This window comes from Pseudomonas sp. 29, from assembly GCF_002754355.1.
Lineage (GTDB): Bacteria > Pseudomonadota > Gammaproteobacteria > Pseudomonadales > Pseudomonadaceae > Aquipseudomonas > Aquipseudomonas neuropathica.
In genome coordinates this window covers 4,983,665-4,999,041 of the sequence record NZ_PEEY01000001.1, presented here as the reverse complement: position 1 = coordinate 4,999,041, position 15,377 = coordinate 4,983,665, and the positions used below count along the sequence as shown (strand labels likewise).

Below are 15,377 nucleotides of genomic sequence, written 5' to 3'. Positions count from 1 at the left end.
CATGGTCATTGAAATGAGCACAGGGCTGATCCGTGGTTTAGGCACCGTTGTCGTGTTTATAGCTTTCGTCGGTTTGACTTTGTGGGTATTCAACCGCAAGCGCACCCCGGAATTCGCCGAAGCGCGTCTGCTGCCGTTCGCCGACGAGCCGCAACCCGACACAACCCCAGTAAATGAGACAAGGAGTACCCGGCCATGACCACCTTCTGGAGTACGTGGATCTGCGTACTGACCATCGGCAGCCTGATCGGCCTGACGTGGCTGCTGATCGGCACGCGCCGGGGCGAGACCAAGGGCAGCGTAGACCAGACCATGGGCCATAGCTTCGACGGCATCGAGGAGTACGACAACCCGCTGCCGCAGTGGTGGTTCATGCTGTTCGCCGGCACGCTGGTGTTTTCCGTGGGCTATCTGATCCTCTATCCGGGCCTGGGCAACTGGAAAGGCATTCTTCCCGGTTACGAGGATGGTTGGACCGGTGTGCACGAGTGGGAAAAGGAAATGAATAAGGCCGACGCCAAATTCGGGCCGATCTTCGCCAAGTTCGCCGCCATGCCGCTGGAAGAAGTGGCGAAGGACCCACAGGCGCTGAAAATGGGTGGCCGCTTGTTCGCCTCCAACTGCTCGGTGTGCCACGGCTCCGACGCCAAGGGTGCGTTCGGTTTCCCTAACCTTGCCGACAGCGATTGGCGCTGGGGCGGCGACGCCGACACCATCAAGACCACCATCATGGGTGGCCGGATGGCGGCGATGCCGGCCTGGGGCGAAGTGTTAGGCGAAGCCGGGGTGAAAAACGTGGCCGCCTATGTGCGTCACGAACTGGCCGGCCTGCCATTGCCCGCCGACAGCAAAGCTGACCTGCAAGCCGGACAGCAGGCGTTCAGCACTACTTGCGTGGCCTGTCATGGGGCGACCGGCCAAGGTACTGAAGCCATGGGCGCGCCGAATCTGACGCACCCGGCCGGGTTTATCTATGGCACCAGCCTGACCCAACTCGAGCAGACCATTCGCCATGGTCGCCAGGGTCACATGCCAGCGCAGAACGAACTGTTGGGCAACGATAAAGTGCAATTACTTGCCGCTTATGTGTACAGCCTGTCACATGGATTGAATACAGAAAAACTGATTACTGAAGACAACAAGAAGTAATCATTGCGTACACCTCTGCCGCACCATTCTCGGTGCGGCAGCATCCAGCCCCTTTGCGACGCATTGTCGCACCCCTTCACACCCTCTCCTTTCGGTTCCTCTGATTCGGGTCTACGCTTGCTCGATGCGGACTGGCTTGTGCCGGTTCCAGGTCAATGCTGACTGCTGTGTTCCGCGAACCGGCTGACTGATGTGGCCGCAAACGCCGGTAGATACCGGCTGTCGTGCCATTTACCGTCCGTCACCCGAACTGAGCGTTTGAACACACCCCGTTACAAGCGACCTGAACCCCTCGCTTTTTTCGTCCGCTGCGACATTTTGTCCGAGGCCAATTTTGTCCTTACGCGGCGCATGGAAAGGCCGCAGAATCAGCGTTGGAAAGCATTGACCCAGGTCATGGCGCGTTGCAATGACCCCCTGCTCTCTGCATACTTGCGGCCGATTTTAATCCTAATAAAACACCCAAACCGTGGAACCTTAGAATGAGCACAGCAATCAGTCCGACTGCTTATAACTATAAGGTAGTCCGCCAGTTCGCCATCATGACGGTGGTCTGGGGGATCCTTGGCATGGGGCTCGGTGTCTTCATCGCCTCGCAACTGGTCTGGCCGGAGTTGAACTTCGGTCTGCCGTGGACGAGCTTTGGACGCCTGCGCCCGTTGCACACAAACCTGGTGATTTTCGCCTTCGGTGGTTGTGCACTGTTTGCCACTTCCTACTATGTCGTGCAGCGAACCTGCCAGACGCGACTGATTTCCGACAGCCTCGCGGCCTTCACCTTCTGGGGCTGGCAAGCGGTGATCGTCGGCGCAATCATCACCTTGCCGCTGGGTTACACCACCACCAAGGAATACGCGGAACTGGAATGGCCACTGGCTATTCTGCTGGCGATTGTCTGGGTCACCTACGGTCTGGTGTTCTTTGGCACCATTACCAAGCGCAAAACCAAGCACATTTATGTGGGTAACTGGTTCTACGGTGCGTTCATCGTGGTCACGGCGATGCTGCACATCGTCAACCACGCCTCCCTGCCGGTGAGCTTCTTCAAGTCCTACTCCGCCTACTCCGGCGCGACCGATGCGATGATCCAGTGGTGGTACGGCCACAACGCGGTGGGCTTCTTCCTGACCACCGGTTTCCTCGGGATGATGTACTACTTCGTGCCGAAACAGGCCGAACGTCCGATCTACTCCTATCGTCTGTCGATCGTGCACTTCTGGGCCCTGATCACCCTGTACATCTGGGCCGGCCCACACCACCTGCACTACACCGCACTGCCGGATTGGGCACAATCGCTGGGCATGGCGATGTCGATCATCCTCCTGGCGCCAAGCTGGGGCGGCATGATCAACGGCATGATGACCCTGTCGGGCGCCTGGCATAAGTTGCGCACCGACCCGATCCTGCGCTTCCTCGTGGTTTCGTTGGCGTTCTACGGCATGTCGACCTTCGAAGGGCCGATGATGGCGATCAAGACCGTCAACTCGCTCTCGCACTACACCGACTGGACCATCGGCCACGTACACGCTGGCGCTCTCGGCTGGGTAGCGATGATCTCGATCGGCGCGATCTACCACATGATCCCGCGTCTGTTCGGCCGTGCGCAGATGCACAGTGTCGGCCTGATCAACGCGCACTTCTGGCTCGCGACCATCGGCACCGTGCTGTACATCGCTTCGATGTGGGTGAACGGCATCACGCAGGGCCTGATGTGGCGTGCAATCAACGACGACGGCACCCTCACCTACTCGTTCGTTGAAGCGCTGCAAGCCAGCCACCCGGGCTACATCGTTCGCGCCTTGGGCGGTGCTTTCTTCGCCAGCGGCATGTTCCTGATGGCTTACAACGTCTGGCGCACCGTGCGCGCCTCGAACCCGGCTGAAGCCGAAGCCGCTGCCCAGATCGCTGTCGTTGGAGCTCACTGATGAAGCATGAAGCTGTCGAGAAGAATATTGGCCTGCTGGCCTTCTTCATGGTCATCGCCGTCAGCGTTGGCGGCCTGACCCAAATCGTTCCGCTGTTTTTCCAGGACGTCACCAACAAGCCGGTCGAAGGCATGAAGCCGCGTTCGGCGCTGGAACTGGAAGGCCGCGACGTTTACATCGCCAACGGCTGTGTCGGCTGCCACTCGCAGATGATCCGTCCGTTCCGTGCCGAAACCGAACGCTATGGGCACTACTCGGTCGCCGGTGAAAGCGTCTGGGATCACCCGTTCCTGTGGGGTTCCAAACGTACCGGGCCAGATCTGGCCCGTGTTGGCGGTCGTTACTCCGATGACTGGCAGCGTGCGCACTTGTACAACCCGCGCAACGTCGTGCCTGAGTCGAAAATGCCGGCTTACCCGTTCCTCGTAGAAAACAAGCTCGACGGCAAAGACACTGCCAAGAAAATGGAAGTGTTGCGCACGCTCGGCGTTCCTTACACCGACGAAGACATCGCCGGGGCCAAGGATGCCGTGAAGGGCAAAACCGAAATGGACGCGCTGGTGGCCTATCTGCAAGGCCTGGGCACCATCATCAAAAGCAAACGGTGATCTAGATGGATATCGGGATGATTCGTGGCCTGGGCACCGTTGTCGTGATGGTGGCCTTCATCGGTCTGGCGTTGTGGGTGTTCAGCCCCAAGCGCAAGTCGGAGTTTGAAGACGCGACCTTGTTGCCTTTTGCGGATGATCCCGAAGCCATCAAGCACGTCGAGCAAGCTTCTAGGAGTAACAAAGAATGACTACATTCTGGAGTCTGTACGTCACAGTCCTCAGTCTCGGTACGATCTTTTCCCTGACCTGGCTGCTGCTGTCGACCCGCAAGGGCCAGCGCAGCGAACAGACGGACGAGACGGTCGGGCACTCTTTCGACGGGATCGAGGAGTACGACAACCCACTGCCGAAATGGTGGTTCATGCTGTTTGTCGGCACCATCATTTTTGCCTTGGGTTACCTGGTGCTGTACCCGGGCCTGGGCAACTGGAAAGGCCTGCTGCCGGGCTACAACTACCTCGATAACGACAAGCAGACCGCGTTCGCCAACGGCCAGACCGGCTGGACCGGCGTGCACGAGTGGGAAAAGGAAATGGCCCGCTCGGACGCCAAGTTCGGTCCGATCTTCGCCAAGTTCGCTGCCATGCCAATCGAAGAAGTGGCCAAGGATCCGCAAGCACTGAAGATGGGTGGCCGTCTGTTCGCCTCCAACTGCTCGGTGTGCCACGGTTCCGACGCCAAGGGCGCCTACGGTTTCCCTAACCTGACCGACGCCGACTGGCGCTGGGGCGGCGAGCCGGAAACCATCAAGACCACCATCATGGGCGGTCGTCACGCGGTGATGCCGGCCTGGGCTGAAGTGATTGGTGAGCAAGGTGTTGCCGACGTGGCAGCGTTTGTCGTGACCAACCTGGATGGCCGCAAGCTGCCGGAAGGCACCAAGGCTGATCCGGCCAACGGCGGCAAACTGTTCGCCGCCAACTGCGTGGCCTGCCACGGTCCGGCCGGCAAAGGCACCCCCGCCATGGGCGCGCCTGACCTGACCCACCCGGGTGCGTTCATCTACGGTTCGAGCTTCGCGCAACTGCAGCAGACCATCCGTTACGGCCGTCAGGGCCAGATGCCTGCGCAGGAACAACTGCAAGGCAACGACAAGGTGCACCTGCTGGCGGCATATGTTTACAGCCTGTCCCACGGTGAAAAAGCACCCGAAGCGAACGCCGAGTAAGGCCAGCGCTTGAAGTACAAAAGGCCCCGCCAATGTTGATTGGCGGGGCCTTTTTTCATGCTGGCATTCATGCCTTGAGACATATGCTCAATAGACCTGAGCAGCACTGCCCTGTAGGTTTTTCCCACTCCGATGAACAGCATCGGGTCAACCTTCAAGGATGAAGCCTACATGTCAAAGAATGACGAAACCACACTGCCAAAACGTTTGCAGCCCCTCCATGATCATGAAGCAACGGCGGTGAATAGGCCTGTGGCACCCGCACGCTCACCCTCACCAAACCCTGTAGGTCGCCCAGATAACAGCGGCGGTCTGGACGGTCTTGGCGGCGGCAGATTGCCCTGACAGGGGGCAGCAAAACACAGCGAATTTACGTCCAATATCCTGCGCCCCTGCCCTTTGGCCGGGGCGCTTTCGCCGGTGCCGTTATGACAGTGATAAACCGATCGTCCGCAACCCACCTTTTCGATTGCTGGGCAAACCCCAAAGTAGTAACGTTTCTACACCAGAATCACCGGAGGCCGAACATGATGGCCATCACGACCATTTCCAGCCGCGAATTCAACCAGGACACCAGTGCCGCCAAAAAAGCCGCGCATCAGGGCCCGGTCATCATTACCGATCGTGGCAAACCTGCCCATGTACTGCTGAGCATCGAGGAATACCAGAAACTGACCGGTAGCCAGACCAGCATCGTCGATCTGCTGGTGATGCCGAATGCGCCTGACATCGAATTCGAAACCGAGCGCGCCGTCATCACTCCTCGCAGCGTGGACCTGTCCTGATGTTTCTACTGGATACCAATGTAGTTTCCGAACTGCGAAAACCTCAGGCCGACAAGCAGGTGGTGACATGGGCAAACAGCGTCGCCCCGGCCAGCCTGTATTTATCGGCCATCACTGTGCTGGAGCTGGAAACCGGCATTCTGCGTATCGAACGCCGCGACCCGCCACAAGGAGGGATGCTGCGCAACTGGCTCGAGCGTCATGTCAAACCCGCATTCTCGGGAAGAATCCTCTCGGTCGATAGCGCCGTCGCTAGCCGATGTGCACAGCTGCACGTGCCTGATCGCAGCAATGAATGCGACGCTTTGATCGCCGCCACCGCGCTTGTTCATGGTCTGACGCTGGTCACCCGTAATGTTGCCGACTTCCAACTCAGCGGCGTTCATCTGATCAATCCATGGAACGCGGCCAATCACTGATCGTCCAAAGCCCCGCCTAATCACTGGCGGGGCTTTTTTTATGGGCGCTTGGCAAAGATTGAATGCACCGGCGTCGTATCGATCAGCGTTCGATTGCGCCACTGATTGTTCTTCACCAGATAGACCTGCAACTGCTTGCGGTCCTCGGTGAAACTGGCAATCAGATAGGTTTGCTGAGACGTACTGCCGCTCAGGTAGATGGGTACGCTACCCTCCCAATAAGCATCACCTCCATCCTTATGCAAATGGCCGGCAAAGATCGCCGTCACTTGATATTTGTTGACCATATCGGTGAAGCGTTTCTGTTGCGCCTGGGTCCCCTGGTGGCGCAACGGTTTATGCATATTGATGATGATGGCGTACCCCGAGGCTCGCGCCAGTCTGAGGTCCGTCTCGAGCCAGTCGAGCGCATCGTTGATTTCAAATGTCGTCGGGTTCAATGGATGAGCAATCCGGGTGGTATACGTCGGTTCGTTATTGAGTTGAACCATATGAACTTCGCCGATGTTTTTTGAATAGGCGAGACTGCCAGAGTACTTTTTACTGAGAAACCCACTGGTGATTTTCAGATCAAAGCTGTCGACTTTACCCTCATGGTGCTCTTTGAACTCGACAATACTTCCCGCCGCACAGCTATTACTAAAACAATCATCAACATTGTTTTCATAATCGTGATTACCCAAGCCGTATAAATACTCACCTTTGAAGTGCTTGGTCAGTAAATCCTTCATGAACGAACGCTGCCAGCCATGACCAAAAGCGGTTATATCGCCATTGATCATCAAAGGCACCTGGGCTTGAGAGCCGTGCTGATTTCTGAACTCGGCAATACTCCCAAGCTGAGTATCAACCAGCCATTTCGAACGAACATCGAATTCGGCGTCGGATTCCGGCTCCCGGTCATCGGTCTTGTCGGTCCAGGGATATTGAGTATCCGAGGCAAAAACCATGTGTTTCGGTGTTCCGGTTATAGCCTGCGCCGATGCACCCGTCGCCCATAAACACACACCCAGCACAACGCTTGCAAACTTGTTAAAAGCCATACATTAAATTCCGTTTAAATTAATCAATCAGGCGCAAACTTTTCGCGCAAACAGAACTTATTCGAAAAAACAGAAAACTTCAAAGCACTCACAAAGAACAATCAATTGGATTTATTTCAGAGACACTAACCGCACAACTTGAATAACCTGCAGAGCACTGAAAATAAACATGACAAGTTCCATTCAACCTGGCGTGGCCCACGCAAAACCACATTCAAAGTTTTCTTTCAGGACAGACACGCGTCGAGTTTTGCAAAGGAAACCCTGAACGTGACGCCATTCGTGCGTGCGTCCAATCTGACCAGACTTTTTTATGAAACTCGCAATGACCGCAGCGGCGGACTGTTCTCCCATGGAAACAATGAATTAGCCCTCAAGCCAAAACCGTCCATACTCAACAAGTCAATTGACCTGCATCATGCTTTGCTGCATTCGCTACACCATTCAGGTTTTTTACCCAACGCGACCAAAGGTCGCACCCTTGTTCCAGAGCGACCGGCGTATCATTGCGCCACTGCAACACCCCTTTCTGACCTGGGTTGGCACGTATCGACCGAGGCATTTTTCCACTGCCGTGGGATGCAATGATGAGCAACCAGATTCCGGTACACGACGTCACACCACCGAGCAAAAACGCGAACAACAGCGTTGACCTTTACGCCTCTCGAGAAAAAATCTACACCCGCGCGTTCACCGGCCTGTTCCGCAATCTGCGGATGATGGGCGGTGCGGCATTGTTCCTGCTGTATTTCGGTACGGTGTGGCTGAACTGGGGCGGTCATCAGGCCGTGTGGTGGAACCTGCCGGAGCGCAAGTTCTTCATCTTCGGCGCCACTTTCTGGCCACAGGATTTCATTCTGCTCTCGGGCCTGTTGATCATTGCCGCGTTCGGCCTGTTCTTCATTACCGTGTACGCCGGCCGGGTCTGGTGCGGCTACACCTGTCCGCAAAGTGTGTGGACGTGGATTTTCATGTGGTGCGAGAAGGTTACCGAAGGCGACCGCAATCAGCGCATCAAGCTCGACAAGACGCCGATGAGCACCAACAAATTCGCGCGCAAATTCGCCAAACACGCGCTGTGGCTGTTGATCGGTTTTGTCACCGGCATGACCTTCGTTGGCTACTTCTCGCCGATCCGTGAACTGGTCTTCGAATTCTTCACCGGCCAGGCCGATGGCTGGTCGTATTTCTGGGTCGGTTTCTTCACCCTCGCCACTTACGGCAACGCCGGTTGGCTGCGTGAGCAGGTGTGCATTTACATGTGCCCGTACGCACGCTTCCAGAGCGTGATGTTCGACAAGGACACGCTGATCGTCTCCTACGACCCGCGTCGCGGTGAAAGCCGTGGCCCGCGCAAGAAAGGCGTCGATTACAAGGCCCAGGGGCTGGGCGATTGCATCGATTGCACCATGTGCGTTCAGGTGTGCCCGACCGGCATCGACATCCGCGACGGCCTGCAGATCGAGTGCATTGGCTGCGCGGCCTGCATCGACGCCTGCGACAGCATCATGGACAAGATGGATTACCCGCGCGGGCTGATCAGCTACACCACCGAACACAACCTGTCCGGGCAGAAAACCCATAAACTGCGGCCACGCCTGATCGGCTATGCCGTAGTGTTGCTGGCGATGATCAGCCTGTTGGTCACTGCATTCGTGATGCGCTCGCTGGTCGGCTTCGACGTTAGCAAGGACCGCGTGCTGTACCGCGAAAACGCCGAAGGCCGGATCGAAAACGTCTACAGCCTGAAGATCATGAACAAGGATCAGCGCGACCACACTTACGTGCTGGAAGCCGCGGGCCTGCCCGACCTGCGCCTGCAAGGCAAACGCGAGATCAAAGTCGCGGCCGGCGACATCGTCAGCATGCCGGTCGAGTTGTCGAGCGCACCGGAGCAACTGCCATCGAGCACCAACGAGGTGAAATTCATCCTCAAGGATGCCGATGACGACAGCGTCCACGTTGAAGCCAAGAGCCGATTCATCGGCCCACAAATCCGTTGAGAGAACTGAACATGCCCGCAGCAAACGCCGCAAGTCCCTGGTACAAGCACCTTTGGCCATGGATCATCATCGGGATTCTGGCCTGTTCGGTGACCCTGACCCTGTCCATGGTGACCATTGCGGTGAACAACCCGGACAACCTGGTCAACGACAACTACTACGAGGCCGGCAAAGGCATCAACCGTTCGCTGGACCGTGAACTGTTGGCACAGACTCTGAAAATGCGCGCCGCTGTGCATCTGGATGACGTGACCGGTGAAGTTGATTTGCGCTTGAGCGGTGACAGTCAGCCAAAGACCCTGGAGCTGAACCTGATTTCACCGACGCAGCCGGAGAAGGATCGCAAGATTGTCCTGACCCGCAGCGAGACTGAAACCGGGCGTTACATCGGTCAATTGGGTGACAAAGTTGAAGGTCGCCGGTTTGTCGAGTTGCTGGGCAGTCAGGATGATCACGTCTGGCGGATGTTCGAGGAAGAATTGGTTAACCATGACAAGGATCTGCTGCTGGGTGATGAACCGCTGCAAGGTGCCGAAGACTTGAAGAAGTAAACAACTTCAAAAGCCCCCTCACCCTAGCCCTCTCCCCCAGGAGAGGGAACTGATCTCGAGCGTTTGCACGTTTTGTGTATGACAGTAATGATCCAGCCGACTGAACCAGTTTTTCCGGCTCACACCGATCGGCTCCCTCTCCCTCCGGGAGAGGGCTGGGGTGAGGGCAAGCGGACAACTCCAATGCAAGGGCTTAACCCCTCAACGATGCCATGACCACCCCACTCCCCTGCTATCACTGCGCCCTGCCGGTCCCGTCCGGCAGCCGCTTCACTGCCGTTGTACTCGGGCAATCCCGCGAATTCTGCTGCCCGGGCTGTCAGGCCGTGGCCGAAGCCATCGTCGCCGGCGGCCTGGAAAGCTATTACCAACACCGCAGCGAAGCCTCGGCCAACCCCGAAGCATTGCCGGTGCAATTGGTCGATGAGCTGGCCCTGTACGACCGCGCCGATGTGCAGCAACCCTTCGTCCGCCATGAAGGCGAACTGGCTGAAACCACCCTGTTGATGGAAGGCATCAGTTGTGCCGCCTGCAGCTGGCTGATCGAAAAACACCTGCGCACGCTGCCCGCCGTGGCCGAAGCGCGGCTGAACCTGTCCAACCATCGCCTGCATGTGCGCTGGGCCGACGCGCAATTACCGCTGAGCCAAGTACTCGCCGAACTGCGCCACATCGGCTACGCCGCCCACCCGTATCAGGCCGATCGCGCCAGCGAACAACTGGCCAGCGAAAACCGCCTGGCCCTGCGTCAGCTCGGCGTCGCCGGGCTGCTGTGGTTCCAGGCGATGATGGCGACCATGGCCACCTGGCCGGAATTCAACATCGACCTCAGCCCCGAGCTGCACACGATCCTGCGCTGGGTCGCGCTGTTCCTGACCACACCGATCGTGTTCTACAGCTGCGCGCCGTTCTTCAAAGGCGCGATGCGCGATCTGCGCACACGCCACCTGACCATGGATGTCTCGGTGTCGCTGGCGATCGGCAGTGCCTACATTGCCGGGATCTGGACCTCGATCACCGGGGTCGGCGAGTTGTATTTCGACGCGGTGGGGATGTTTGCACTGTTCCTGCTTGCCGGCCGCTATCTCGAACGCCGTGCCCGCGAACGCACCGCTGCCGCCACCGCGCAATTGGTCAATCTGTTGCCTGCCTCCTGCCTGCGCCTTGATGCAGCCGGCCAGAGCGAACGCATCCTGCTCAGCGAACTGCGCCTCGGCGAGCGGATTCTGGTGCAGGCCGGCTCGATTCTGCCGGCGGACGGCAAGATCATCGACGGCCAATCGAGCATCGACGAATCGCTGCTCACCGGCGAATACCTGCCGCAACCGCGTACCCTCGGCGACACGGTCACTGCCGGCACGCTCAATGTCGAAGGCGCGTTAACCGTGGAAGTTCAGGCGCTGGGCCAAGACACGCGCCTGTCGGCCATCGTCCGTCTGCTCGACCGCGCCCAGGCGGAAAAACCGCGACTGGCGGAAATCGCCGACCGCGCCGCGCAATGGTTTTTGCTGTTATCACTGATTGCCGCCGCGGCCATCGGCCTGCTCTGGTGGGAGCTGGATTCATCGCGCGCATTCTGGATTGTCCTCGCCATGCTCGTTGCGACCTGCCCGTGCGCGCTGTCGCTGGCGACACCGACCGCGCTCACCGCAGCCACCGGGACATTGCACAAACTCGGTTTGCTGCTGACCCGTGGTCACGTGCTGGAAGGCTTGAATCAAATCGACACGGTGATCTTCGACAAGACCGGCACCCTCACCGAAGGCCGACTGGTGCTGCGCTCGATTCGCCCGCTCGGCGCGCGCGACAGCGATGAATGCCTGAGCCTTGCCGCCGCACTGGAAAACCGTTCGGAACACCCGATTGCCCGTGCCTTTGGCCGTGCGCCGCTGGCCGCTGAAGAAGTCCACAGCACGCCGGGGCTTGGCCTCGAAGGCTTGGTGGGCGGACAGCGTTTGCGCATCGGTCAGGCAGAATTTGTCTGCGCCCTCAGCGGTGCGAACGTGCCCGCCATGCCGAATGAGGCCGGCCAATGGTTGCTGCTCGGCGACACTCAAGGGCCGCTGGCGTGGTTCGTTCTCGACGACCGCTTGCGTGATGACGCCCCCGCGCTGCTCGCCGCGTGCAAGGCGCGCGGCTGGCGTACGCTGTTGTTGTCCGGCGACAGCTCGCCAATGGTCGCCAGTGTGGCAGCGGAATTGGGCATTGATGAAGCTCGTGGCGGTTTGCGTCCGGACGACAAACTGCAGGTCCTGCAACAGCTGCACCGGGAAGGTCGCAAAGTGCTGATGCTCGGCGATGGCGTCAATGACGTGCCGGTACTCGCCGCGGCCGACATCAGCGTGGCCATGGGTTCGGCCACCGATCTGGCGAAAACCAGTGCCGATGCGGTGTTGCTGTCCAACCGCCTCGACGCCTTGGTCCAAGCCTTCACGCTCGCGCGGCGGACCCGTCGGGTCATCATCGAGAACCTGCTGTGGGCGGCGCTGTACAATGGCCTCATGTTGCCGTTCGCCGCCCTCGGCTGGATCACTCCGGTGTGGGCCGCCGTCGGCATGTCGATCAGTTCGTTGACCGTGGTGCTCAATGCCCTGCGCCTGACTCGCCTGCCGAGTCCGCCGCCCGCCAGCACCCGATCGCACACCCGCCCGCTGCCGGCCTGAGCCGCGCGGGCACCTGGAGTACAGATGCCAGCTCTCTACGTGATGATCCCGGCCGCCCTGCTGATCGTGGCCATCGCCGTTTACATCTTTTTCTGGGCGGTGGACAGCGGTCAGTACGACGACCTCGACGGACCGGCGCACAGCATCCTGTTCGATGATCAGGATCCGAACCACACCGCCGCCGTGGACGAAGCCAACCCCGACAAACCGGACGACAAGGCCCCACCTCATGCTTGAACTGGCGCCCTTGCTGGTATCGGCATTGATCCTCGGCCTGCTCGGTGGCGGTCATTGCCTGGGCATGTGCGGCGGTTTGATGGGCGCGCTGACCCTGGCGATTCCCAAGGAACAGCGCAGCCGGCGTTTCCGCTTGTTGCTGGCGTATAACCTGGGCCGAATCCTCAGTTATGCCACGGCGGGCTTGCTGATCGGGCTGGCGGGATGGGCGGTGGCGAACAGTCCAGCCGCATTGTTCATGCGTGTGCTGGCCGGGTTGTTGCTGATCGCCATGGGTTTGTATCTGGCCGGATGGTGGAGCGGGCTGACGCGCATTGAAAGTCTTGGACGCGGTTTGTGGCGTTACATTCAACCGGTGGCCAACCGCTTGCTGCCGGTGTCGAGCCTGCCTAGGGCTCTATTGCTTGGCGCGTTGTGGGGCTGGCTGCCCTGCGGACTGGTTTACAGCACGTTGCTGTGGTCGGCGAGTCAGGGCAATGCGCTGGACAGTGCGTTGTTGATGCTCGCGTTTGGCCTCGGCACCTGGCCGGTATTGCTGGCGACGGGGCTTGCGGCGGAACGCGTGACTGCCATTTTGCGCAAACGCAGCGTGCGCATGGCGGGTGGATTGCTGGTGATCCTGTTCGGGATCTGGACATTACCCGGCCCACATCAGCATTGGCTCATGGGCCATTAGATCGGCGGCGCGGCCTTCGCGAGCAGGCTCGCTCCCACAGGGGATTTGTGTTGCACCACCGATCGAATGTGGGAGCGAGCCTGCTCGCGAAGAGGCCCGCACTAACACCACACTTCTCCCCGTTGATGCAAATCAAAAGCCCCATCGCCGCCGCCCTATAGACTCGCCCACACTGCCAGCCTATCCGGGGGAATGCCCGCATGCTCGACGCCATTCGTTGGGACTCTGATCTGATCCGCCGCTACGACTTGGCGGGGCCGCGCTACACCTCGTATCCGACGGCCGTGCAATTTCATAGTCAGGTCGGCACCTTCGACCTGTTTCATGCCCTGCGCGACAGCCGCAAGGCCCTGCGCCCGTTGTCGTTGTATGTGCATGTGCCGTTCTGCGCGAACATTTGCTACTACTGCGCCTGCAACAAAGTCATCACCAAGGATCGTGGTCGCGCCCTGCCCTACCTGCAGCGGCTGGAGCAGGAAATCCAGTTGATCGCCTGCCACCTCGACCCGGCGCAGAAGGTCGAACAACTGCACTTCGGTGGCGGCACGCCGACCTTTCTCAGCCACGACGAACTGCGTCAGTTGATGGCGCACCTGCGCAAGCATTTCAATTTACTGGAGGACGACTCCGGTGATTACGGCATCGAGATCGACCCGCGTGAAGCCGACTGGTCGACCATGGGCCTGCTGCGCGAACTGGGTTTCAACCGGGTCAGCATCGGCCTGCAAGACCTTGATCCAGCGGTGCAGCGCGCGGTCAATCGCCTGCAAAGTCTGGAAGAAACCCGCGCGGTGATCGATGCCGCGCGTACCTTACAGTTCCGCTCGATCAATATCGATTTGATCTACGGCTTGCCCAAACAGACCCCGGAAAATTTCGCCCGCACCGTTGAAGAAGTCATCAGCCTGCAACCGGACCGGCTCTCGGTGTTCAACTATGCGCACCTGCCCGAGCGTTTCATGCCGCAGCGACGGATCAACGGCAATGAATTGCCCGAGCCTGCGCAGAAGCTGGAAATGCTTGAGCGCACCATCGAGCAGCTCACCGCCGCCGGCTATCGCTACATCGGCATGGATCACTTCGCCCTGCCCGATGACGAGCTGGCGATTGCTCAGGAAGAACAAACCCTGCAACGTAACTTCCAGGGTTACACCACTCACGGCCATTGCGACCTGATCGGGTTGGGCGTTTCGGCCATCAGCCAGATCGGCGACCTGTATTGCCAGAACAGCAGCGACCTCAACGAGTACCAGAACACCCTCGCCGCCGCACAACTGGCGACCAGCCGGGGCTTGGTGTGCAACGCCGATGATCGCTTGCGCCGAGCGGTGATCCAGCAGCTAATCTGCAATTTCAGCCTGGAGTTCGCCGCGATCGAGCAGCAGTTCAACATCGATTTTCAGGGCTATTTCGGCGCGCTGTGGCCGCAGTTGCAAGGCATGGCCAGTGATGGCCTGATCGCGCTGGATCGCGAGCGGATCGCCGTGTTGCCGGCGGGTCGTCTGCTGGTGCGCTCGGTGTGCATGGTGTTCGATGCCTACCTGGAACAGCAGAACCGCCAGCGTTTTTCGCGGGTGATTTAGTTTTTCGTCAACAACGAACCGACGCTCAGGTTCTGATCCGCGGTCAACCCGGACTGCCCGACCACTTTGGACAAAGCCAGATTGGCCGTGATCAGACCGGTATTCAACGCGGCGATTGCGCCTCGCAGCGCGGCAGCCTTGATGATCTTTTCTTCGTTGGAAAGGCGCTTGTCGGCCATGACCGCTTCGATGAGTGCCTTTTTCTCGGCAATCTGTTTTTGCAGTTTGCGGATCATCTTCAGCAATTGCTGGATGTTCTCTGGCAAGCCACTGTTCTCGATGTCGCTGTTTTCGCCACCGATACTGGCGGCCTTTTCGATCGATGCGCCGGACAGCGACACTTTGACGCCCTCGACCAAGGTCGGGGTTGCCTCTTCGGGCGAGCCTGGATCGCGTGCATTGCCGGACGCAGCTTTAAACGCTTCCGGCGTTGCCGCAACGTCGCTGCTAGCGGGGCCCAGCGTACCAATGGCGGCCATCGAATCGTTCCTTGTATGCACTTTGATACCTGTTTATCGGCTGCTGGCCCTGTGGCTTTATGGCTGTAGGGCAAAGTCGCCCCAG

At 59.0% G+C, this 15,377-nt stretch carries 17 protein-coding genes; 15 read left to right on the top strand and 2 right to left on the bottom strand.

Annotated elements, in window-relative coordinates; genetic code table 11:
* Nucleotide 1: 1 nt before the first annotated feature.
* The 8 genes from CLU80_RS23205 to CLU80_RS23170 all read left to right on the top strand — a co-directional run bounded on the left by CLU80_RS23205 (nucleotide 2) and on the right by CLU80_RS23170 (nucleotide 6,057).
* Entirely contained in the window at nucleotides 2-199 is a 198-nt protein-coding gene (locus tag CLU80_RS23205) for a cbb3-type cytochrome oxidase subunit 3 (protein WP_095047711.1), read from the top strand.
* Nucleotides 196-1,149 (top strand): cytochrome-c oxidase, cbb3-type subunit III, encoded by a 954-nt coding sequence (ccoP, locus tag CLU80_RS23200; protein ID WP_099758479.1) that lies wholly within the window; start codon nucleotides 196-198, stop codon nucleotides 1,147-1,149. The genes CLU80_RS23205 and ccoP (CLU80_RS23200) overlap by 4 nt, the downstream gene beginning before the upstream one ends.
* A gap of 482 nt (nucleotides 1,150-1,631) precedes the next feature.
* Nucleotides 1,632-3,074, top strand: a complete 1,443-nt coding sequence (gene ccoN / locus CLU80_RS23195) for a cytochrome-c oxidase, cbb3-type subunit I (RefSeq protein WP_093431876.1) — start codon at nucleotides 1,632-1,634, stop codon at nucleotides 3,072-3,074.
* Complete coding sequence (ccoO, locus tag CLU80_RS23190; protein WP_095047713.1) at nucleotides 3,074-3,682, top strand: cytochrome-c oxidase, cbb3-type subunit II; 609 nt, start codon at nucleotides 3,074-3,076, stop codon at nucleotides 3,680-3,682. Before ccoN ends, ccoO begins: the two co-directional genes overlap by 1 nt.
* A 5-nt stretch (nucleotides 3,683-3,687) precedes the next feature.
* Nucleotides 3,688-3,873, top strand: coding sequence for a CcoQ/FixQ family Cbb3-type cytochrome c oxidase assembly chaperone (locus tag CLU80_RS23185; protein WP_003175465.1), 186 nt, complete (start codon nucleotides 3,688-3,690; stop codon nucleotides 3,871-3,873).
* Nucleotides 3,870-4,853: a cytochrome-c oxidase, cbb3-type subunit III gene (gene ccoP, locus CLU80_RS23180; protein ID WP_093431872.1), complete on the top strand. Its 984-nt coding sequence runs from the start codon at nucleotides 3,870-3,872 to the stop codon at nucleotides 4,851-4,853. The genes CLU80_RS23185 and ccoP (CLU80_RS23180) overlap by 4 nt, the downstream gene beginning before the upstream one ends.
* A gap of 530 nt (nucleotides 4,854-5,383) precedes the next feature.
* Nucleotides 5,384-5,638, top strand: a complete 255-nt coding sequence (locus tag CLU80_RS23175) for a type II toxin-antitoxin system Phd/YefM family antitoxin (RefSeq protein WP_175559588.1) — start codon at nucleotides 5,384-5,386, stop codon at nucleotides 5,636-5,638.
* A complete protein-coding gene (locus tag CLU80_RS23170) occupies nucleotides 5,638-6,057 on the top strand; it encodes a type II toxin-antitoxin system VapC family toxin (protein ID WP_099758478.1) in 420 nt (139 codons plus the stop codon). The genes CLU80_RS23175 and CLU80_RS23170 overlap by 1 nt, the downstream gene beginning before the upstream one ends.
* Nucleotides 6,058-6,095: 38 nt before the next feature.
* Here the strand turns inward: CLU80_RS23170 and CLU80_RS23165 are convergent, their stop codons facing one another.
* Nucleotides 6,096-7,100: a metallophosphoesterase family protein gene (locus CLU80_RS23165; RefSeq protein ID WP_099758477.1), complete on the bottom strand. Its 1,005-nt coding sequence runs from the start codon at nucleotides 7,098-7,100 to the stop codon at nucleotides 6,096-6,098.
* Nucleotides 7,101-7,238: 138 nt separating this feature from the next.
* On the opposite strand from CLU80_RS23165, the gene CLU80_RS30365 reads away from it, so the two are divergent.
* The 7 genes from CLU80_RS30365 to hemN all read left to right on the top strand — a co-directional run bounded on the left by CLU80_RS30365 (nucleotide 7,239) and on the right by hemN (nucleotide 14,813).
* Nucleotides 7,239-7,688: a hypothetical protein gene (locus tag CLU80_RS30365; RefSeq protein ID WP_286079760.1), complete on the top strand. Its 450-nt coding sequence runs from the start codon at nucleotides 7,239-7,241 to the stop codon at nucleotides 7,686-7,688.
* Nucleotides 7,688-9,103 carry a cytochrome c oxidase accessory protein CcoG gene (gene ccoG, locus CLU80_RS23160; protein ID WP_093431860.1) on the top strand — a complete coding sequence of 472 codons (1,416 nt, stop codon included), beginning with the start codon at nucleotides 7,688-7,690 and terminating at the stop codon, nucleotides 9,101-9,103. The genes CLU80_RS30365 and ccoG overlap by 1 nt, the downstream gene beginning before the upstream one ends.
* Before the next feature lie 11 nt (nucleotides 9,104-9,114).
* Complete coding sequence (locus tag CLU80_RS23155; protein ID WP_093431857.1) at nucleotides 9,115-9,654, top strand: FixH family protein; 540 nt, start codon at nucleotides 9,115-9,117, stop codon at nucleotides 9,652-9,654.
* Nucleotides 9,655-9,866: 212 nt separating this feature from the next.
* Complete coding sequence (locus CLU80_RS23150) at nucleotides 9,867-12,317, top strand: heavy metal translocating P-type ATPase (protein WP_099758476.1); 2,451 nt, start codon at nucleotides 9,867-9,869, stop codon at nucleotides 12,315-12,317.
* Nucleotides 12,318-12,341: 24 nt separating this feature from the next.
* Nucleotides 12,342-12,554 (top strand): cbb3-type cytochrome oxidase assembly protein CcoS, encoded by a 213-nt coding sequence (ccoS, locus tag CLU80_RS23145; protein WP_093431851.1) that lies wholly within the window; start codon nucleotides 12,342-12,344, stop codon nucleotides 12,552-12,554.
* The gene (locus CLU80_RS23140) at nucleotides 12,547-13,230 is read left to right on the top strand and encodes a sulfite exporter TauE/SafE family protein (RefSeq protein WP_016984739.1); all 684 of its coding nucleotides are present in this window, start codon (nucleotides 12,547-12,549) and stop codon (nucleotides 13,228-13,230) included. The genes ccoS and CLU80_RS23140 overlap by 8 nt, the downstream gene beginning before the upstream one ends.
* Nucleotides 13,231-13,430: 200 nt before the next feature.
* A complete protein-coding gene (hemN, locus tag CLU80_RS23135) occupies nucleotides 13,431-14,813 on the top strand; it encodes an oxygen-independent coproporphyrinogen III oxidase (RefSeq protein ID WP_099758475.1) in 1,383 nt (460 codons plus the stop codon).
* Here the strand turns inward: hemN and CLU80_RS23130 are convergent.
* The gene (locus tag CLU80_RS23130) at nucleotides 14,810-15,292 is read right to left on the bottom strand and encodes a hypothetical protein (protein ID WP_093431846.1); all 483 of its coding nucleotides are present in this window, start codon (nucleotides 15,290-15,292) and stop codon (nucleotides 14,810-14,812) included. The genes hemN and CLU80_RS23130 overlap by 4 nt on opposite strands.
* Between the last annotated feature and the right edge of the window lie 85 nt (nucleotides 15,293-15,377).